15 protein-coding genes are annotated in these 19,268 nt (G+C 63.2%); 7 read left to right on the forward strand and 8 right to left on the reverse strand.

Annotated elements, in window-relative coordinates; translation table 11 throughout:
- Positions 1-41: 41 nt before the first annotated feature.
- Positions 42-776, forward strand: a complete 735-nt coding sequence (locus BLU35_RS09900) for an LssY C-terminal domain-containing protein (RefSeq protein WP_093232965.1) — start codon at positions 42-44, stop codon at positions 774-776.
- 59 nt (positions 777-835) lie between these two features.
- Here BLU35_RS09900 and BLU35_RS09905 read toward each other — a convergent pair whose 3' ends face one another.
- Positions 836-1,720, reverse strand: coding sequence for an NAD(P)-dependent oxidoreductase (locus tag BLU35_RS09905; RefSeq protein WP_093232966.1), 885 nt, complete (start codon positions 1,718-1,720; stop codon positions 836-838).
- Positions 1,721-1,884: 164 nt separating this feature from the next.
- Between BLU35_RS09905 and BLU35_RS09910 the strand changes: the two genes are divergently transcribed.
- Positions 1,885-2,238, forward strand: a complete 354-nt coding sequence (locus tag BLU35_RS09910; RefSeq protein ID WP_286161489.1) for a winged helix-turn-helix transcriptional regulator — start codon at positions 1,885-1,887, stop codon at positions 2,236-2,238.
- A gap of 637 nt (positions 2,239-2,875) precedes the next feature.
- Here the strand turns inward: BLU35_RS09910 and tyrS are convergent.
- From tyrS to uvrB, 3 genes are all read right to left on the reverse strand, one after another.
- Positions 2,876-4,138, reverse strand: coding sequence for a tyrosine--tRNA ligase (gene tyrS, locus BLU35_RS09915; protein WP_093232967.1), 1,263 nt, complete (start codon positions 4,136-4,138; stop codon positions 2,876-2,878).
- 224 nt (positions 4,139-4,362) lie between these two features.
- Positions 4,363-5,751, reverse strand: a complete 1,389-nt coding sequence (locus tag BLU35_RS09920) for an RNA/DNA-binding domain-containing protein (protein ID WP_093232968.1) — start codon at positions 5,749-5,751, stop codon at positions 4,363-4,365.
- A gap of 157 nt (positions 5,752-5,908) precedes the next feature.
- Entirely contained in the window at positions 5,909-8,866 is a 2,958-nt protein-coding gene (gene uvrB / locus BLU35_RS09925) for an excinuclease ABC subunit UvrB (RefSeq protein ID WP_093232969.1), read from the reverse strand.
- Between the two features lie 320 nt (positions 8,867-9,186).
- Here uvrB and BLU35_RS09930 point away from each other — a divergent pair, with 320 nt between their 5' ends.
- The gene (locus BLU35_RS09930; protein ID WP_058324037.1) at positions 9,187-10,161 is read left to right on the forward strand and encodes a FecR family protein; all 975 of its coding nucleotides are present in this window, start codon (positions 9,187-9,189) and stop codon (positions 10,159-10,161) included.
- Between the two features lie 183 nt (positions 10,162-10,344).
- Positions 10,345-11,361: a FecR family protein gene (locus BLU35_RS09935; RefSeq protein WP_093232970.1), complete on the forward strand. Its 1,017-nt coding sequence runs from the start codon at positions 10,345-10,347 to the stop codon at positions 11,359-11,361.
- Positions 11,362-11,563: 202 nt separating this feature from the next.
- On the opposite strand, the gene BLU35_RS09940 is transcribed toward BLU35_RS09935, so the two are convergent.
- Both BLU35_RS09940 and BLU35_RS09945 read right to left on the reverse strand, forming a co-directional pair.
- Positions 11,564-13,735, reverse strand: coding sequence for a CHASE2 domain-containing protein (locus BLU35_RS09940; RefSeq protein WP_093232971.1), 2,172 nt, complete (start codon positions 13,733-13,735; stop codon positions 11,564-11,566).
- 6 nt (positions 13,736-13,741) lie between these two features.
- On the reverse strand, positions 13,742-15,496 hold the full coding sequence (locus tag BLU35_RS09945) for an adenylate/guanylate cyclase domain-containing protein (protein WP_093232972.1): 1,755 nt from the start codon (positions 15,494-15,496) through the stop codon (positions 13,742-13,744).
- A gap of 148 nt (positions 15,497-15,644) precedes the next feature.
- Between BLU35_RS09945 and BLU35_RS09950 the strand changes: the two genes are divergently transcribed.
- Both BLU35_RS09950 and BLU35_RS09955 read left to right on the forward strand, forming a co-directional pair.
- A complete protein-coding gene (locus BLU35_RS09950; protein WP_286161490.1) occupies positions 15,645-16,382 on the forward strand; it encodes an aspartate/glutamate racemase family protein in 738 nt (245 codons plus the stop codon).
- Positions 16,383-16,520: 138 nt separating this feature from the next.
- The gene (locus tag BLU35_RS09955) at positions 16,521-16,997 is read left to right on the forward strand and encodes a GNAT family N-acetyltransferase (protein ID WP_210185126.1); all 477 of its coding nucleotides are present in this window, start codon (positions 16,521-16,523) and stop codon (positions 16,995-16,997) included.
- A 217-nt stretch (positions 16,998-17,214) separates the two neighbouring features.
- On the opposite strand, the gene BLU35_RS09960 is transcribed toward BLU35_RS09955, so the two are convergent.
- On the reverse strand, positions 17,215-17,658 hold the full coding sequence (locus BLU35_RS09960) for a TIGR02594 family protein (RefSeq protein ID WP_093232975.1): 444 nt from the start codon (positions 17,656-17,658) through the stop codon (positions 17,215-17,217).
- Between the two features lie 485 nt (positions 17,659-18,143).
- On the opposite strand from BLU35_RS09960, the gene BLU35_RS09965 reads away from it, so the two are divergent.
- On the forward strand, positions 18,144-18,497 hold the full coding sequence (locus BLU35_RS09965; RefSeq protein WP_057248813.1) for a DMT family protein: 354 nt from the start codon (positions 18,144-18,146) through the stop codon (positions 18,495-18,497).
- A 104-nt stretch (positions 18,498-18,601) separates the two neighbouring features.
- On the opposite strand, the gene BLU35_RS09970 is transcribed toward BLU35_RS09965, so the two are convergent.
- A complete protein-coding gene (locus tag BLU35_RS09970; RefSeq protein WP_058324041.1) occupies positions 18,602-19,237 on the reverse strand; it encodes a TerC family protein in 636 nt (211 codons plus the stop codon).
- Positions 19,238-19,268 lie beyond the last annotated feature (31 nt).

Here is a 19,268-nt window from a genome sequence, read left to right on the forward strand (position 1 = left end):
CCTTGGGATCTCCGTCATCGTCTGGAGCGAAGGAGAGTGGCATGAGCCGTCGCTTGAACATGCGCGTTGCCTTTCTTCTTCTGGGGATCGTGCTCGCCGCCTACCTCGCGGTCAGCTACTTCCTGGTCCCGGAGCTATGGCTCTTCCACGATGACCGCCGGAAGGTTCCGCTCAATCCCATGGTGACATCCACGGAGCAGGGCATTCCCGGTGATCCGATCAATGTCGGGCTGGTCGGCACCAAGGAGCAGATCATCCGCGCCTTTAACGCCGCAGGCTGGGATGCCGCCGACAAGGTCACGCTGCGATCGTCCGTCGATATAGGCCTCAGTGTCGTGCTCGACCGCCCGGATCTCGATGCGCCCGTCAGTCCGCTGTTCTACGAGGGTCGCAAGCAGGATCTGGCCTTCGAGAAGCCGGTCGGCCGCAGCGCCGACCAGCGCAACCATGTGCGCTTCTGGCAGACCGCGACGCCTGCCGAGGGCGGTGGCCCGCTCTGGCTCGGTTCGGCGAGCTTCGACCGCGGCGTGGGCTTGAGCCACGACACCGGCCAGATCACCCACCACATCGGTCCCGATCTCGATGCCGAACGCGATCTGGTGATCGGCGACCTCAAGAAGGCGGGGCAGGTTTCGTCGACCTACGAAGTCCCCGGCGTCGGTGCCACTAAGACCGGCCGCAACGGCGGCGGCGACCCCTATTTCACCGACGGCAAGGCTTTGGTTGGGGTGCTCAGGCCGGCAACAGTGGGCAGCGGCGCGGGGATTGCCAAGTGAGGTTCGGCGGCTCGTGCTGCCTCGCCTTGTGGAGCCAAGCCCCCAGCGCGCCTTTCGACTTACGCCGACTGCCCCATGAACTGCGACAGCGATGCGAAATCGTCGTGCAGGTGGCCGGCCTCGATCGCCCGGCGGAAGATCGCCTCGTATCCCCCGGTGATCGTGCGGTCGATGCCGCGGGCTTCCATCAGGTCGACCAAATGGTGAAACGCGCTGTAATGCGGCGATACGGACGAGAGCGTTTCGGCATCAGCGTCATAGCGCCCGGCGGCGCTGCGTTTGATGAGGTCGGAGACGAGCCCCTCGACCACCGGCGCCGTCGCCGTCCATTGTCTTGCCAGCACGCCGAGATCGATCGCCTCGGCCCGGCAAACGGCGATCGACTGCAGCGCGCCGAACAATGCGCCCCACATCAGCGCCAGCACGGCGCTGTCGAGCGCATTGGCGAGGCCCGGATCCTCGCCGATGAACTGGACATTGCCGCCGAGGGCGCCGAGCACGTTACGGCCTTCCTCGAAAACACCTGAAGGGCCGGAGACAAGCAGCGTGCCCGCCTCGGTGCCGATGAAGTCCGGCGTCGCCAGGATCGCGCCGTCGAGATAGCGGGCACCCTGCCGCTGCGCCCAGCCGTGCGCCTCGCGGCCACCATCGGGCGTGCCTGACGTGAGTTCGATGATCAGTCTGCCCTCGAGGGCACCGGCGACCTCCTTGTCGCGCAGAAGGCTTTGCGTCGCCTGGTAGTCGCTGACATTGACGATGACGACCTGCGATGCGGCGACCGCATTGCGCACGCTTGCCGCCACCTCGGCCCCGGCGGCAGCGAGCGGCGCCGCCTTTGCCGGCGTGCGGTTCCACACCGTCGTCGGGTGCCCGGCCTTGAGAAGCGCATGCGCCAGCGCCGATCCCATGCGCCCCATTCCCAATACGCTGATTGCAGGTTGCATTCCCAGTCTCCATATCCATGGCGCGGGAAGGGCGCCTGCACCCTTATCCCGCCCTGATTTCCACAGCGACGCGGTTGTCGTCGCGGTTCAGACGTAAGGTGGGCGGCCCGGGTCGCAATACGCACCGGATGGTAAGTGCTTACCGCGACGTAAGGGAGGATGACGTGACGACAGCAATGGAAAACTGCGGCTTTGCCACCGCGCTCAGGGCGATCGAGGGCAAGTGGAAGGTCGATATTCTCTGCGAACTCGGCAAGGCCGCCCGCCGCTTCGGACGCCTGCGCCAGGCGATCCCTTTAATCAGCGAGAAGATGCTGGCGCAGCAGTTGCGTGAATTGGAGGCCGACGGCCTCGTCAGCCGCACCACCTATCCGGAAATCCCGCCAAAGGTGGTGTACGCGCTGACCGAACGCGGCGCGGCGCTGAACGTGGCGGCGGCGGCTCTCTGCAAGTGGGGCGAGGAATTTGGCGGCGATGACGAGGTGCGGCCGGAGGCGAGGGTGGTTGCTGCGGGCTGACCGGTGGTAGCGTCGCCCGGGTGAAACAGTGGCGGCGCCCGCAAACGCGCGCGCCTTTGAGCACGCCCTTATGACCGCGCCCCTGTGTCCACGCCTTTGTGTCCACGCCCCTGAGCACCTCCCTCCGGAGCGGCGATCTTAGCGGTCACAGCCCGCTCGCCCCTCATCTCTGTGCTTGTCACAAAGATCTAGCAGCCGCACGTCCGCGCGGCGGGGTATGCCGAGCCGGCACGCTGGGTGCTCGCGCATTCGGGGCAACGCATCCCCTCGTGCCGCCGACTCGGCGCGGCTGGATTCCTGTGACAAGCACAGGAATGAGCGAGGTGGTGACGCGGCCGCGGCACTTCGTCAGATGCCGTTGTGACGCCGATTCCTGTGGCTCCGGGTGCCCGCGATTTCCTGCGCCTGCGGAATTTTCATCCCTGGCATCCGGTTCCCTTGGGGCAACGATCTTCTGTCCACCCTCATCTCTGTGCTTGTCACAGAGATCCAGCAGCCGCACGTCCGCGCGGCGAGAGATCCCGAGCCATAACGAAGACTTTCTCGTAATGGTCGGCGCATCCCCCCGCCGCAGCGCGGCAGGGGGATGCCTGTGACAGACATGGGAATGCGGGCGGTGGGACGCGTGATCGCCGCGCTACTTCACCACGGCATGGCGCTTGCGGCCAAGCGAGAGCCGAACCGGATGCTCGCCGAGTGAGACGATTGTCTCTGCATCCTCAACGACTTCTCCGTCCAGGCGGACACCACGCCCGGCGATTGCCCGCCGTGCCTCGCCCTTTGATGAGGCCAGTCCTGCCCGCACTACGAGGTCAACGAGACCTATGCCCTTCAGTCGCTCGGCCTCGCTCAGCACCACGGTCGGCAGCCCCTCGGCCGCTTCACCTTCGCCGAATGCCTGCCGCGCCGTCGCCTGCGCCCGCCGGGCAGCCTCCGCCCCATGCACCAGCGCCGTCGCCTCGTTGGCGAGCCGTTCCTTCACCGCGTTGAGGTCCGCGCCCTCGGCGCGACCCAGCCTTTCGATCTCGTCGAGCGAAAGCTCGGTGAAGAGTTTCAGGAAGTGCACCACGTCGGCATCCTCGGCGTTCCGCCAGAACTGCCAGTAGTCGTAGGGCGAAAGGCGGTCCGCGTTGACCCAGACGGCGCCGGCTGCTGTCTTGCCCATCTTGACGCCCGAGGCGGTGGTTAGCAGCGGCGTGGTCATGCCGAAGACTTCCGCGCCCTCGATCCGGCGCAAGAGATCGACGCCGCCGACGATATTGCCCCACTGATCGCCGCCGCCGAGCTGCAGCCGGCAACCGGTGCGGCGGAACAGTTCGAGGAAATCGACCGCCTGCAGGATCATGTAGTTGAACTCGAGGAAGCTCAGGTTCTCCTGTTGCTCCAGCCGCGTCTTCACGCTGTCGAAGGAGAGCATGCGGTTGACGGAGAAGTGCTTTCCGACGTCCCGCAGCATGTCGATCCAGGCCATCCGGTCCAGCCAGTCCGCATTGTTGACCATGACAGCATCGCTCGGCCCGTCGCCGAAGGTGAGCAGCCGCTCGAACACTTTGCGGATGCCGGCGACATTGGCCGCGATTTCCTCCTCCGACAGCATCGGCCGCGCCGCCGAGCGAAAACTCGGATCGCCGATGCGCGTGGTGCCGCCGCCGATCAGCACGATCGGCTTGTGGCCGGCCTGCTGCAGCCGCCGCAGCGCCATGATCGGCATGAGATGGCCGACATGCAGACTGTCCGCCGTTGCGTCGAAACCGGCGTAAACCGGCACGATGCCAGCCGCGAAGGCGCCGTCGATGCCCGCAAGGTCGGTCACCTGGTTGACATAACCGCGCTCGACCAGCGTCCGGGTGATCGCGGAGCGCGGCTGAAAGGCATCGGTGGGATTGTCGGAATCGGTCATTAGGGCTCTCCATGGCATTGCCGCCAGGGAGCACTGAACAAAACAAAGCCGCCTGACGGCGGCTTGTTTCAAGACATGATCGAAACGCGCCGCTCCCTATGGGGACTCGCATAATAGTTGGCAGCGATGAGCGCGCTCTTGATCATCGTGTGGTTGTAGCGGTGAATGGGGGAGGCGGCAAGGGGTGGGCGAGCAAACACTGCCGCCCTATGGTCGGTCAAAAACTATGATTTGATGTAGCGAAAGTTGAATGCCGACGCATTTTCATCAACGGGCTTGATACGGCCGTTGCCTCTCAATTTCTGAAGAGCGAGCTTAACTTTTTGCATGTCATCTTCCCCGCTAAGCTGCCTAACAAGCTTATTTGTTAGTTCAGCTTCCGGATTTTCCTCGATGTAACTTAGGATTACATCTTCGATCGAAGCGATTTTTTGGTGCTTAATTATAACTAGAAATGCATTCTCTTTTTCTTGGAAGACAGGATCTACTAGGCCCGCTTTTTTCAGTTCGTTTTTGGCCGTGTCTAACCCTTCGCCAATGTCGTGATTTACCGGATTTGGAAGATTGTGGAGCATCCGCACGACATTCGGGTTTCTTGAGAAACGCTCCTCGTACAAGTTTTCAATTCTCATGAACTCTGGGAGCTTTCCTGGGCTTTGGACCTCTATTCTATTATCAAATATCCTTACGTGGATGTCGTCATTGAGACTGTAGTCGCGATGTATCACAGCATTAACTAGAATTTTCTTTGATGCTTCTGATGGATACTGAAGGCTTACGAGTTTGCCATTGTCTTGAAATGAAGCGCCATCAATGTATTTTGATACCTGATCAATCGTCTTTCTTATAACTTCCTCAATGCCGCCATTTATTGTTATGGGCATTTCCTCGAGCTGTTCTCTTTTGTACTCGAAATCTGTGGTGCGGAGTCGATAGACTTTCACCGCGCATCGCGTTTCCAAAGTCGCTTGCGGCGACTCGTCGAAGAGAAGGACGCAGCCCACGTTCGGAACGCGTTCGCCGTCTTTTAAGCTCAAGAGTCTCTGTTTTCTCAGGAACACTCCCGCAGGAAGATGAGTCTGAACTCTGGCCATATATTCCTGGAGCGTATGGCTTTGACAAATGTCTCCTATCTCGACCTCAGCAACGGCTTTCACTTCATAGGGTTCCGCTCCCTTGGAGTACCCGAGTTGGGTTACTCTCTCGCCCTTTATCTTTCTTTTTTGGGCGTTCACGCGGATATAGCAGTCTCCCGAGGCCGTATAGTGGACCTTCGGACTCTTCGGGACAGCGAGGTGAAGAATTAATCCTTTACCATCGACCTGCAAGAACTCTAACAGAACATTCTCCACTGCCGGCTGAGTTTCTTCTAACAAAGTTGAGATTATCGCATTTGCTTCTTCTTGTTCGCTCAAACCATCTATTCTGTCGCCGTTGCCGGATTTGTCTTCGATTCCTATGTATAGATCGCCGCCGTCGGAGTTGGCAAATGCCACAAACGTATCTTGTACCTTTGCTGGGGCTATACGCTTGCTCTTTACATCGTTAAAATGGTCTTCGTTCAGCGAGAGCAAGGAATTAATTTCGTTATCGTCAATACTTCTAACTTCCACCGGCTTTTCCTTCACAATTTCGCGGAAGCGCTACCGTAGAAATCCTCAACTAGACTACGTCTACCGCAACCTTCGGGGTGTTCCTATCGCGGGCGCATCTTTAAGTGTAAATTTCACTGAATTGTCTGCTCACGGACGATGTCTGCAACCGTTCGCATCACCGCCCCGGCCGCCCGGTCTTGCCCTTCGTCCGGCCCTTCTGCCGCTTCTCGTCCGCCGGATCCTCATAGGACCCGACGCCCGGTTTCGCGCGGGTGAGGATCGGTTTTTCCGGGACGTGGCCGATCACCGGCTTTTCGGTGCGGCCGACGGTCATTTCGTCCAGAGTGTTCCTGCGGAACAGGGACCGGTCCGAGCCGGCCGGCGTCGCGACGTCGCGGCCCATGTCGTCGAGGTGGGGCTTCTGGAAGAGGGACTTTTCGTCCGTGGGTTTGGATCCTGGGGTCGATCCTCGGGTTGAACCCGAGGACGAGGATGACGGAGAAGATGGAGATGCCGACGAGGAGGCGCCCTTGCGGCCCTCCTGCGACCTTGCCTCTTCCCGTGCCATCGGGTCGTCCATGGCGGCGAGTTCGGCGGCCTTGAGGCGCTTGATCTCGTCGCGCAGGCGGGCGGCCTTTTCGAAGTCGAGGTCGGCGGCGGCGTCGCGCATCTGTTTTTCCAGCGCGTTGAGGTGCGCCTGCAGGTTGTTACCGACGAGGTGGCCGCCGTCGGCAAAGCCCTTGCCGGCGACGCCGGAGATGTCGGCGCGGACGTGGTCCTTTTCGTAGACGCTGTCGAGAATGTCGGAGATCTTCGCCTTCACCGATTCCGGGGTGATGCCGTTGGCCTCGTTATAGGCCATCTGCTTTTCTCGGCGGCGGCTGGTCTCGTCCATGGCGCGCTGCATCGAGCCGGTGATCTGGTCGGCATAGAGGATGACCTTGCCGTCGACGTTACGGGCGGCGCGGCCGATGGTCTGCACCAGCGACGTTTCGGAGCGCAGGAACCCTTCCTTGTCGGCGTCGAGAATGGCGACGAAGCCGCATTCGGGAATGTCGAGGCCTTCGCGCAACAGGTTGATGCCGACTAGAACGTCGAAAGCACCCAAGCGAAGATCGCGGATGATCTCGATGCGCTCCAGCGTATCGATGTCGGAGTGCATATAGCGCACGCGAATGCCCTGTTCGTGCAGGTATTCGGTGAGGTCTTCGGCCATGCGCTTGGTGAGCACGGTGACGAGCGTGCGGTAGCCGGCGGCGGCCGTCTCGCGGATTTCGCCAAGCACGTCGTCGACCTGGGTTTTCGCCGAGCGCACTTCCACCGGCGGGTCGATCAGGCCGGTCGGGCGGATGACCTGTTCGGCAAAGACGCCGCCGGATTGTTCCAGTTCCCATGAGCCGGGGGTGGCCGAAACAGCGATCGTGTCCGGGCGCATCGCGTCCCATTCCTCGAAGCGCAAGGGGCGGTTGTCCATGCAGGAAGGCAGGCGGAAGCCGTATTCGGCCAGCGTCGCCTTGCGGCGGAAGTCGCCGCGATACATGCCGCCGATCTGGCTGACGGAGACGTGGCTCTCGTCGATGAACAGCAGCGCGTTGTCGGGGATGTATTCGAACAGCGTCGGCGGCGGCTCGCCGGGATTGCGGCCGGTGAGGTAGCGCGAATAGTTCTCGATGCCGGCGCAGGAGCCGGTCGCCTCCAGCATCTCGATGTCATAGCGGGTGCGCTGTTCCAGCCGCTGCGCTTCGAGCAGACGGCCGCCCTTTTCCAGTTCGGCGAGGCGGTGCACCAGCTCTTCCTTGATCGCCTTGATGGCGCCGTTCAGCGTCGGGCGCGGGGTGACATAGTGCGAGTTGGCGTAGATCTTCACCGATTTCAGATCACCGGTCTTCTGGCCGGTCAGCGGGTCGAATTCGGTGATCGCGTCGATCTCGTCGCCGAACATGGAGATGCGCCAGGCGGCATCCTCCAAGTGGGCCGGGAAAATCTCGATGGTATCCCCGCGCACGCGAAAAGAACCGCGCTGGAAATCCATGTCGCGGCGCTTGTACTGCTGCGCCACCAGGTCGGCGAGCAGTTGCCGCTGGTCGAGCCGGTCGCCGACGCTCATCTGGAAGGTCATGGCGGTATAGGTCTCGACCGAGCCGATACCGTAGATGCACGAGACAGACGCGACGATGATGCAGTCGTCGCGCTCCAGCAGCGAGCGGGTGGCCGAGTGGCGCATGCGGTCGATCTGCTCGTTGATCGAGGATTCCTTCTCGATGAAGGTATCCGAGCGCGGCACGTAGGCTTCCGGCTGGTAGTAGTCGTAGTAGGAGACGAAGTACTCGACCGCGTTGTTGGGAAAGAAGTTCTTGAACTCGGAATAGAGCTGCGCGGCCAGCGTCTTGTTGGGCGCGAGGATGACGGCGGGACGTTGCGTCGCCTCGATTACCTTGGCCATGGTGAAGGTCTTGCCGGAACCGGTGACGCCGAGCAGCACCTGGCTGCGCTCGCCGGAGGTCAGGCCCTCGACCAGATCGGCGATCGCCGTCGGCTGGTCGCCGGCCGGCTCGTAATCGGAGACCATCTGGATCTCGACGCCGCCTTCGGATTTCGGCGGCCGGGCAGGCCGGTGCGGCGTCCAGAGCTTGCCGTCCTTGAACAGCGGGTTGCCGCTTTCGATCAGCGCCGACAGCGCTTCCACCGTGGCGGTGACGCCGGATTTGGCCGTCAGCCTGTCGGCATCCTCCAGCGACACGTCCAGGCCGGCGACCGGGTTGAGGCCGGCGGCGGCGCGGGTCTTCGGATCGGTCGAGCCGCCCATCGACGTGCCGCGCGCGGACTTGCTGCCGACGATCTCGACCTTGCTCTTCTTCCCGGCCTTCTTCGGCTGTGCTTCGTCATCCGCGCCCGCGGCCTTGCGCGCCGCCTTGGAGGCGGCGATCTCTACCGTCTTGCGGTGCTTGCCGGCCTTGGAGGCGATCTGACGCTGGGTTTCGAAAGCGGAGGCTTCCGCATCCGCCTCGAGCTGCTTCACCCAATCCGAGACGTTGCCGCTGAGCGGGGTGCCGGACAAGGGCGCCTGCGGCGCTTCTTCGAAACCGGACGGCGTGGAGGGCTTCGGCGGGGCATTCTTCGGAGCTTTGGTCATGGCGGGGAATATGGCGAGAGTCCGGTCGAAAGAAAAGGGGCGAGTGAGTACAAAAAGGCAACATTTCGCAGTGCTTCGGCGACAACTTTGCACGCGAAACGGCAGGGGCGTGGCGTTGAATTTGCGGACGACTGGGCGCCCAACGAGTGGCAGCGCCACCACTCGGGCCGACGGCCGGGTCACGCTTGCCTCAACCGCGACGAGCCGGACTGGCTCGTTGATATAACTCTTACGGTTGCGATGTGCCGTTACGTTACTCCAATTGGGCGACAAGACATAAATCCCTGCAGCGTGATAACAATAACACTTTGGAGGGTGCCATGTTCTACTTGCGTGGCGCCGCACTCATCTCGATTTGTGCTGCGTTTTGCCAACCGCTTCCTGTCAGCGCTGCCGAACCTGTCGGCCAGGCGGTGCAGATTCGCACGTCAGTCAGCGGCGCGCGAGGTCCGATCGCGGTCAAGGACCCGGTCTACAAGGACGAACGGATTTCGACATCGAAGTCCGGTCTCGGCCAGTTCGTCTTCCAGGATGGCACCAAGCTTGCGGTCGGCTGGGGTTCGTCCGTGGTCATCGACAAATTCGTCTACGATGATGCCAAGTCGGTGAAGAAGCTGACGATCATGGCCGCCAAGGGCACGTTCCGCTGGATCAGCGGCAAGTCCGGGCACTCCGCCTATGAAATCGTCACGCCGGCCGGCACGATCGGCGTTCGCGGCACCGCCTTCGATTTTTATGTCGGCCGCGACGGCACCACCGCTGTCGTGCTGCTCAGCGGCGCCGCAAGCTTCTGTGGCGCCGGCGGCTGCCGGCAATTGACGCAGCGCTGCGACTGCGTCGTCGCCAAGCCGGGCGGCGGCATCAGCGATCCGAGAAGGGTCAGTCGCAATACATTGAAATCGCTAGGCAATGCGCAAGCCCTTCCTTTCCTCTCCGGTGGGCAACGACTGTCCGGAGCGCTGGGCTGGGCGGGGGGCGGCTGCAGCCTTGCGGCGGTGTTCCAGGAGGATCTCGAACGCCAACCGCGAACTGTGCAACCCCCCGCCGTCGAAGAAAGGCCTCCCGAGGAAAAACCGAAGCCCGAGGAGAGGCCGCACAAGCCGGAGGAGAAACCTCAGAAGCCGGAGGAAAAACCTCAGAAGCCTGTGCAGGAAGAAGGCTACCGCAATCGCCACTGGGAGATGAAACATCCGGATATCCGCGGCGAGGATGCCAACCACAAGGATGTGCTCGAACATGCCAACGACCATCAGAACAAGGGGCATCAGAAGGGGCGCAGTCATCACAATGACTGACGAACCGGCAGGCCGCCTGACGCTCGGTACCTTCCGCGCACGCCGCCGATTGCCTCCAATGGCCACGACTGGGCGAGCGGCCATGACCGCCTAACTCTTACGGTTGCGGCATGGCGTTACCCCGATTGGGCGACAAGACATAAATCCCTGTGACGTGATAACAATAGCACTTTGGAGGGTGCCATGTTCTGCTTGCGTGGTGCCGCACTCATCGCGTTTTGTGCCGTGACATTCAGTCCGACCATCGCCGCCGAACCTGTCGGCCAGGCGGTGCAGATTCGCACGTCAGTCAGCGGCGCACGCGGTCCGATCGCGGTCAAGGACCCGGTCTACAAGGACGAACGGATTTCGACATCGAAGTCCGGTCTCGGCCAGTTCGTCTTCCAGGATGGCACCAAGCTTGCGGTCGGCTGGGGCTCGTCGGTGGTCATCGACAAGTTCGTCTATGACGATGCCAAGTCGGTGAAGAAACTGACGATCATGGCCGCGAAGGGCACGTTCCGCTGGATCAGCGGCAAGTCCGGGCACTCCGCCTATCAAATCGTCACGCCGGCCGGCACGATCGGCGTTCGCGGCACCGCCTTCGATTTTTATGTCGGCCGCGACGGCACCACCGCCGTCGTGCTGCTCAGCGGCGCCGCAAGCTTCTGTGGCGCCGGCGGCTGCCGGCAATTGACGCAGCGTTGCGACTGCGTCGTCGCCAAGCCTGGCGGCGGCATCAGCGATCCGAGAAGAGTCAGTCGCAATACATTGAAATCGCTAGGCAATGCGCAAGCCCTTCCTTTCCTCTCCGGTGGGCAACGACTGTCCGGAGCGCTGGGCTGGGCGGGAGGTGGCTGCAGCCTTGCGGCGATGTTCCAGGAGGATCTCGAACGCCAACCGCAAACTGTGCAACCCCTCGCCGTCGAGCAGCGTCAACCAATACCGCTGATACCCAGGACGCAGCGCCAGGAACAAAGGCAGCGGCAGCAGCAGAGCGGACAGAGCCAGCGGCAGCGGCAGGAGCAGCGCCAGGAACAGGGACAAGGACAGGGTAGCCAACGGCAGGAACAGTCCCAGCGGCAGGAGCAGGAACAAGGGCAGGGCCAGGGCAGCCAACGCCAGGAACAGGAACAGCGGCAGGAACAGTCGCAACAGGGCGGTGGAACGCAGCGCCAGGAACAGAGCCAAAGCCAGAGCCAGACCCAAAGCCAGAATTGAGCGCCGACCGTGTGCGCCGCTGACGGCCTGGCGTTTGCCAACGCTTTCGGCGCAGCGTTCACGATGCGTCGGCAACGACCTGTCGCTAGGCACAAGCGGGCCGGCGCTCAACCAACGACAAATCAAAGCTTTGCGAACGATCCGAGAGTCCAGGTCGAGGCGATGTGCCGGGCGGTCGTCTGCGGCTGAGGTCCGGCACGTTTCACTCCGCCGGGCGCTTGGCGTCTTCGACCGGCGTTTCGGCGAAATGCTCCGATCGGCGCGACATCCGGGCGTAGAAGCCGACCAGGCCCGGTGCCAGGGCGGCAGACTTCAGCTTCGCGGCGTTGATGATGCTTCGGCTCGAGGTCGCGCGCGTGCGTAGCACCGAGACCAGCCTGTCATGCAGGAGCCGCAATTCCGCGAAGGCGGGCGAGGCGGCCAGGTTCTCGTCTCCGGCGACTGCGAAAAGCCGGGTGCGCGTCGTCTTTCCCTTGAGGCCCAGGCTTCCCGCATCCAGCAGCGCGCAATCCGGCAATGCCTCGGCGGTCGCTTCCGACACGAGCACGTCGAAGTTGACATCCTTGCAGGCCGCTTCGATGCGGGCCGCGATGTTGACGGTGTCGCCGACTGCCGAATAGTTGAAGCGGGTTTCGGCGCCCATGTTGCCGACGCAGGCGAGCCCGGTATGGATGCCGATGCCGATGCGGACCTCGTGGCCGGTGCCGAAACCGAATGCGTCTTCGGCATTCAGCCGGGCCAGAGTCTCGCGCATGCCGAGCGCGGCGCGAAGCGCCTTTTGCGGATGGTTGACCACATCGACCGGGGCGTTCCAGAAGGCCATGATGGAATCGCCGATGAACTTGTCGAGCGTGCCCTCATTGGCGAGCACATGGCGGCTCAGCGCGTCGAGCAGCGTGTTGAGGAAGGCGACGACCTCGGTCGGCGTCATGCGCTCGCTCATCTCGGTGAAGCTGCGCACGTCGACGAACATCACCGTCAGCGAGCGGTCGTCGCCGCCAAGGCTCAGCGCATTGCGCGTGTGCTCGATGCGATAGAGCAGCGATGGCGAGAGGTAGCGCCCGAAGGCCTGGCGGACCTCGCGTCGTTCGCGATCCGTCACCAGGAAGCGATAGGCGGTGGCGGAGAAATGGGTGATCGAGGCGGCGAGGATCGGCGCCAGCGGATCGACGAGCAGCCCGCCATAGTAGAAGGCGAGCCAGGAGGCTGCGAGCCCCAACACCGTGACCGCGAGGCCGCAGACCAGCGCCACCACGGGGCTGACGAAAGTGGTCAGCAGCACGAGCAGCGTGCCGGCCACTGCGATCGAGAGGATTTCGAGCCCGTCGGCCCAGTCGGGACGCGAGAGATAGCGGCCGGAGAGGATCTGCTCGACGATCTGGGCATGGATGGAAACGCCGGGCACGTTCTGCCCGAGCGCCGTGGTGCGCACGTCCTGCAGCCCGGCAGCCGACGTGCCGATGAAGACGATGCTGCCTTCGATCGCGGCGCGAACGTCCGGCGAGGAGGCTTCGTCGGTAAGAACCCGCCGGGCGGAAATGTAGCGCTCCGTCGTGTCCGGCGTGACGTAGAGCCAGAGTTCGCCGGTCGAGGTGAGCGGCACGACGAAGTCACCGATCTTGACGGCGGTGAGCGTGTTGGCGACGTTGGGTGCTGCGGCGAGCACATAGGTCGAGGCGCCCTGCGCCACGCGCAGCGCCTCCAGAGCGAGGCTCGGATAGAACTGCTGCCCGTCGCTGAGAAACAGCGGTGCGGCCCGCACCACCGCGGAGGAGGAGCCGGGATTGAGGCTGATATGGCCGAGCCCGGCGGCGTTGGCTTCGAGCTGGGGCCGTAGCGGCGTTGCGGCGTGCAGGCGCGGCGGCGCCTCGGCAGCGGTTTCGCCGGTGAAGGCAAAGCCCGCCTTGACCGACGGCAGGTAACTGCCGTCGTTGGTGAGGCCGAAACCGAGCACGACCGGCTTGTCTTGGATCGCCTGGGCAAAGATCTCGTCATTATCGGGCAGGGTTGCGACGAAGGATGGATCGACGCCGCCGACGTCGCGCACGACCGTGCGCGGCGACAGGCGGTCGGGCTCGGCAAAGAGCACGTCGAAGGCAATCGCTGCCGCGCCCATCTCGGTCAGCCGGTTGGTCAAATTCGCCAGGCGGTCGCGCGGCCAGGGCCATTGGCCGAATTCACGCAGCGACGCCTCGTCGATATCGATCACCTTGACCGGCATGGTCTCGAAGCCGCGCGGCGCGATCCGCTGGTATTCGTCGAAGGTGACGTCGCGCGCCTGCCTCAGAAGCTGCGGATCGTTTGCGCGCAGGACCGTGAAGAACGCCACCACTGTGAGGCCGATGATAACGCCGAACAGCTGGGCTCGTGTCATGGCGGCCTACGGGACGATGGGCAGGCCCGCCTTGACGAGCCCGTCTTTGAAATGCGCGTGGTCGGCAGGGTCGACATAGCCGGTGAAGAAGCGCCAGTAGCGCGGTAAATCGACAGGCGCGTTGGCGACGGCCTCGGGAACGATCCTGCGGGCTTCCTCGTTGCGGTCGAGCTGGCCAAGGCAGGCGAGCAGAATGACCAGGTTGAAATAGGTGCGGCGCAGGAGCAGCGCCCGTTCGGCGTGGCGCAGGGCTTCCTCGTAATTGCCGAGGTGGTAATGGGCGAGAGCGATGCGGTTGAAGAAGAGGTAGGTCAGCGGATCGTGCGGGCTCAGCCGCAGCGCCTTGTGCAGCGGGTCCAATGCCTCGGCGAAACGGCCGATGTAGATGCGCGCCCAGCCGAGCGCCATGTGAGCGAGCGCAAAGTTGGGGTTGAGATCGATCGCCTGTTGCGCCTCCTGGACCGCGGCATGCGGCCGCCGGGCAGCGAAATTGGCGAGGCACATGACATAGTGGCAATAGGGATCGTGAGCCTCGATCACGACGGCGCGCGCAGCCTCCGCCGCCAACTCCGCGCTGTCCCGGTCAATGTCGTCGCTGAAGCCGAAATAGCAGCGGGCAAACAGCGAGCGGGCCAGCATCATGTGCGCGCGGCCGAATTCGGGGTCGAGGGCGATCGCGCGGCGTTGCCACTCGATCGCGTCGTCGAAGTGCGCGGCGGAGTCCTGCGCATTATGCAGCAGCGTGCCGCGCATGTGGCATTCGTAGGCGTCGAGATTGTCGCTGCCGCGTAGCAGCGCCCGGCGGTTTTCGCCAATCAGGATCTCCGGCTCGATCGCCGCGACCACATGTTGGGTGATCTCATCCTGGATGGCGAAAATGTCGGCGAATTCGCGCTCGTAGCGCTGCGCCCAGAGATGGATGCCGGTTTCCGCCTCGATCAACTGTCCGGTGACGCGCACGCGCGAGCCTGAGCGGCGCACGCTGCCCTCGACGATGTAGCGCACGCCGAGATCGCGGCCGATCTGTTTGACGTCGACGGCGCGGCCCTTGTAGGCGAAAGAGGAGTTGCGGGCGATGACGAAGAACCAGCGGTAGAGCGACAACGCCGTGATGATGTCCTCGGTCAGACCGTCGGCGAAGAAGTCCTGTTCGGGGTCGCCGGACATATTGACGAAGGGCAGAACGGCGATCGACGGCTTGTCGGGCAGGGCAAGCGGCATGCCGGGCAGATCCGGCCTCACCGGGTCCTCATGCCAGTCGACGCGGTGCACCGGCACCGGGCGCGGCATGTTCTTGAGCGCGCGATCGCCAAGCCGGTGCACGGGAAACTCCAGCTTGCCGACGATCTGGTCGTGCAACGCACCGGAGATGCAGATGTCGGCCGGCTTCGCCACCTGCTGCAGCCGCGCCGCCACATTCACCCCGTCGCCGAGCAGGTTGCCGCCGTCGACCACGACGTCGCCGAGATTGAGGCCGATGCGGAACTCCATGCGCCGCTCCGGCGCGAGGTCGGCGTTTCTCCGCTGCAGGGTCCGCTGGATGGCGACCGCTGCCCGAACCGCCTGCACTGCACTCTGGAATTCCGCGACAAGGCTATCGCCAGCGGCGCCGAAGATGCGCCCGCCATGCTCGGTCACAAGGCTTGAAATCGTTGCACAATAGGTGGCAAGCGTTGCGAGCGCACCTTCCTCGTCAATCGCGACAAGGCGACTGTAGCCAGCGACATCGGCAGCAAGGATCACGGCGAGCTTCCGTTCCAAGAGGGCAGCCCCTCCCGCGGCATCTGGTCAGAAGGAAAATAAGCGTAACTTAAATTAGAAAAGTCGAGAAGCATAAATTGCCCCGATTTGTGTCCATTGCTGGGCCGGAGGCGCAAATAGACGGTTCGTGTGGCCTCTACGACAGATTGTGTCCAGCGACGCTTCCCGGCGTGCGGCGATTGTGCAAGTTTCGCAAAGTCAGAACCGCGCGGTCAGGCGTTCGTCATTCAAAGGCCGCCAATTGATCATCTCCTGCCTGCATACGGCCGACAGCAACGTCGCCGTTTTCGAGAATGCTGCGCGAGAACTCGGATTGTCCTCCGCGAACTTGCGCCATACGGTCCGCGCCGATCTGCTGCGCGCGGCGGAGGAAGCGGGCGGCCTGACCGAGGACATCACGCAGCAGACAGCGGCGGTTCTCTCGGCGCTGGCGGCGAAGGCCGACGCCGTGCTGCTGACCTGCTCGACGCTCGGGCCGAGCGTTGTGAGGGCCGGGTTGGGCACCGCCGTCCCGATCCTGCGCGTCGATGCGGCGCTGGCGGAGAAGGCGGCCGCGACCGGCGGCAAGCTGGTAGTGCTTTGCGCGGTGGAAACAACGGTCGCACCCACCACGGCGCTTTTTGCCGAGGCGGCGCATCGTTCCGGCGCTGTCCTCGAGGTTCGTCTCGTCGAGGGTGCGTGGGCGCTGTTCAAGGCGGGAAGCCGTGACGGCTACCTTGCTGCGATCGCCCGGGCGGCAGAAGCGGCCTATGAGGATGGAGCCTCCATCGTTGCGCTGGCCCAGGCGTCCATGGCTGGCGCCGCCGATCATGTCCGCAACGGACCGCGGCCGCTGTCGAGTCCGGCGGCCGGGCTCGAGTCGGCCATGAATATGATCGCCGACTAGCGATATTCCGTTATCCGGCTAATGATTCTCGCGATTTTGAAGGGCGGCAGCGAACTTCGCGCACCCCTACGACGGCCTGCGCTGTAGGATGCGGTCACTATGACCCTGATTCGACCCACACGTGAAGACGATACAGCTTTGCTGCCCGATATCGAGCGCTCCTCCGGCGCGCTATTTCGGACCATCCCCGACCTGGCCTGGATTGCCGACGACGATGTCCAGTCCGCGCAAGCTCATGCCGACTTCCTGGGCACCGGCCTGTCCCTGGTGGCGGTCGACGAGCAGGATCGACCGCTCGGCTTCCTTTGTGCGGCGAGCGCCGAGGGCGCGCTGCACATCTGGCAGCTTGCCGTGTTGGAGGAAAGCCAGGGCCGCGGGCTTGGGCGCGCCATGATGCTGGCTGCGATCGCGCATGCGCGCGCCCGTTCGCTTGCCGCGGTAACGCTGACGACGTTCCGCGATCTCAAATGGAACGAGCACTTCTACCGCACACTCGGCTTCGCTACGCTTGCCGGGGACGAACTCGACGCGCGTCTCGCGCAGATCCTTGCAAACGAGGCCGCGCACGGCCTCCCGCCAGAGCGGCGCTGTTCAATGCGCCTGGCGCTTGCGTGAGGACGCGCGTCAGCGGTCCGCCCGATGCGGCGATGCTGATCTCTGGTCCGGTTGGGCTTTAGGCCCTCCGGCACAAGGCCTGGTGCGAAGTGGTTCCTCGCCCTTGGCTTGCCGCTCCAGAGCGCCGTGCGTTCAGATGAACGCACTAGGGTCGCTCTAGCACATTGTTTCTAGAGCATCTTTCCGCTTCAAGTGATTCCACTTGAAGCGGGATGCTCTAGCGCCGGACGCCGACGACCTGGCCCCGGGCGAACTGCGAGACCCTGACGCCGCCGGACTGATTGCCGCCGATCAACTGGGCCGTCGACTTCGACATCGCGGACAGGATGCCGACGTGGTAGCCACGACCGGTGCGCACGACGACAATATCGCCGGCGCGCGCATAGGCGAGCTTCACCGGTGCACCGAACCGAAGCCACGAGCGGGCGAAGCCGAAGCTCTGCGGTGGACTGCGGCCGGACTTGCGGGCAACCATGCCCATGAAATGGCCGCACCAGGGGGTACGTGCCGGGTTGATGCCGAGCGCTGCGCGAAGGGTCTTGTTGTTCTTCACCTCGTGCAGGCCTTTGTATTGCTGCGCCTGGGCAAGCATGCCCGCGCTGGTAAGAGATGGCGATAGGAGCGCGACATAGGCAGCCGCAAGAAACGCCAGGACCTTCATGGTCAGGTCTCCTTGACAAGTTGCTGGGTGCGAACGGTCGGGGCGGCCTGGCGATCGCCGGCATGGCACCCGGTTGCTCAACTGTTTCCAATGTTCCCATGGGAAATTTCAGCGGACATGCGCGTGCCCAGCGTCTGATACGCAGCATCGGCGTGTCGGCGAACCGCGCGCAAGGCGCGGAGCCAACTTCACGGCAACCGCCGTTTCGAAGTGTGGTATTCCCCTGCCTGTCCCGTCGGACAGTCGAGCGACATTGCTCATGCGCCAGTACAAAATTGTGGCAAAACCCGTAAAATATTGGGGCATGACTTGCTAAATGACGGAAAAAATGCCGGTTCGTCGTCGATTCGACACCCTGACCGGCAGAAAATCCCGTATCGGCTCGCTCCGAGGCGTCACTTGAGCCAATGGAAGGCCGGCAGGACTTGCGCCCGGACGGGGCTGCGGGGCATCGTCGGAGCATGATTCGCGCCCCGAGGTTCTCTATGTCCTTCACTCTCTCTCCGGCCTATCTCTGGCCGATTCTTCTGCTCCTGTTTTCCAACGTCTTCATGACCTTCGCCTGGTATGGGCATCTGAAATACACGTCGTCACCGCTCTACATGGCGATCGTGGCAAGCTGGGGCATTGCCTTCTTCGAATATTGCCTGGCGGTGCCGGCCAACCGCATCGGCCATCAGGTCTATTCCGCCGCACAGCTGAAGACGATGCAGGAGGTGATCACGCTTCTGGTCTTTGCCGCCTTCTCGGTTTTCTGGCTGAAGGAGTCGATCGGCTGGAACCATCTGGTCGGTTTCGCCCTGATCGCCTTAGGCGCCTCGTTCATCTTCAAGGGCTAAGAGGCGTCCGGCCGCTGTAGCGGTTAAGACCGCTGCAAACAAAAAGACAGGGCCCAAGCCCTGCCTTTTGCATTGTTAACGGTCTGCAGCGCGTCGCGCTGGCGTCAGACCATGGCTGCCACGGCCGGCGCGACGTGCGGCCAGACCTCGACCCAGCCGCGATAGATCATGTCGAGCGCGACATAGAGGATGATTGCGAGGCCGATATAGGCGATCCAGTGATAACGGTTGAGCAGCCGGGCGATGAAACCGGCTGCCACGCCCATCATCGCAATCGAAAGCGCAAGGCCGATAACCAGGATCGTCGGATGTTCGCGGGCGGCGCCTGCGACGGCCAGCACGTTGTCGAGCGACATCGAGATGTCGGCGATGACGATCTGGATGGCCGCCTGCATGAAGGTCTTCTGGGGCGCATTGCTGCCAACGCCGCTTTCGCCTGCCGCGTGCGCTGCCTGCTGCTCGCGGATTTCGCGCCACATCTTCCAGCAGACCCACAGCAGCAAAATGCCACCGGCGAGCAAAAGGCCGATGATTTCCAGGAGCTGGACCGTGACGCTGGCGAGCGCGATGCGCAGCACGGTTGCCGCGATGATGCCGACGAGGATGACCTTCTTGCGCTGCTCCGTCGGCAGCCCGGCCGCGGCAAGGCCGATGACGACGGCGTTGTCGCCGGCGAGAACGAGGTCGATGACGATGACTTGCAGAAGCGCTGCCAGACCGGCGGCGGTAAAGATTTCCATGATGCGACAGTCCCCCGACGTGCCATGATGC

The organism is Sinorhizobium sp. NFACC03 (assembly GCF_900103435.1).
Classification (GTDB): domain Bacteria; phylum Pseudomonadota; class Alphaproteobacteria; order Rhizobiales; family Rhizobiaceae; genus Ensifer.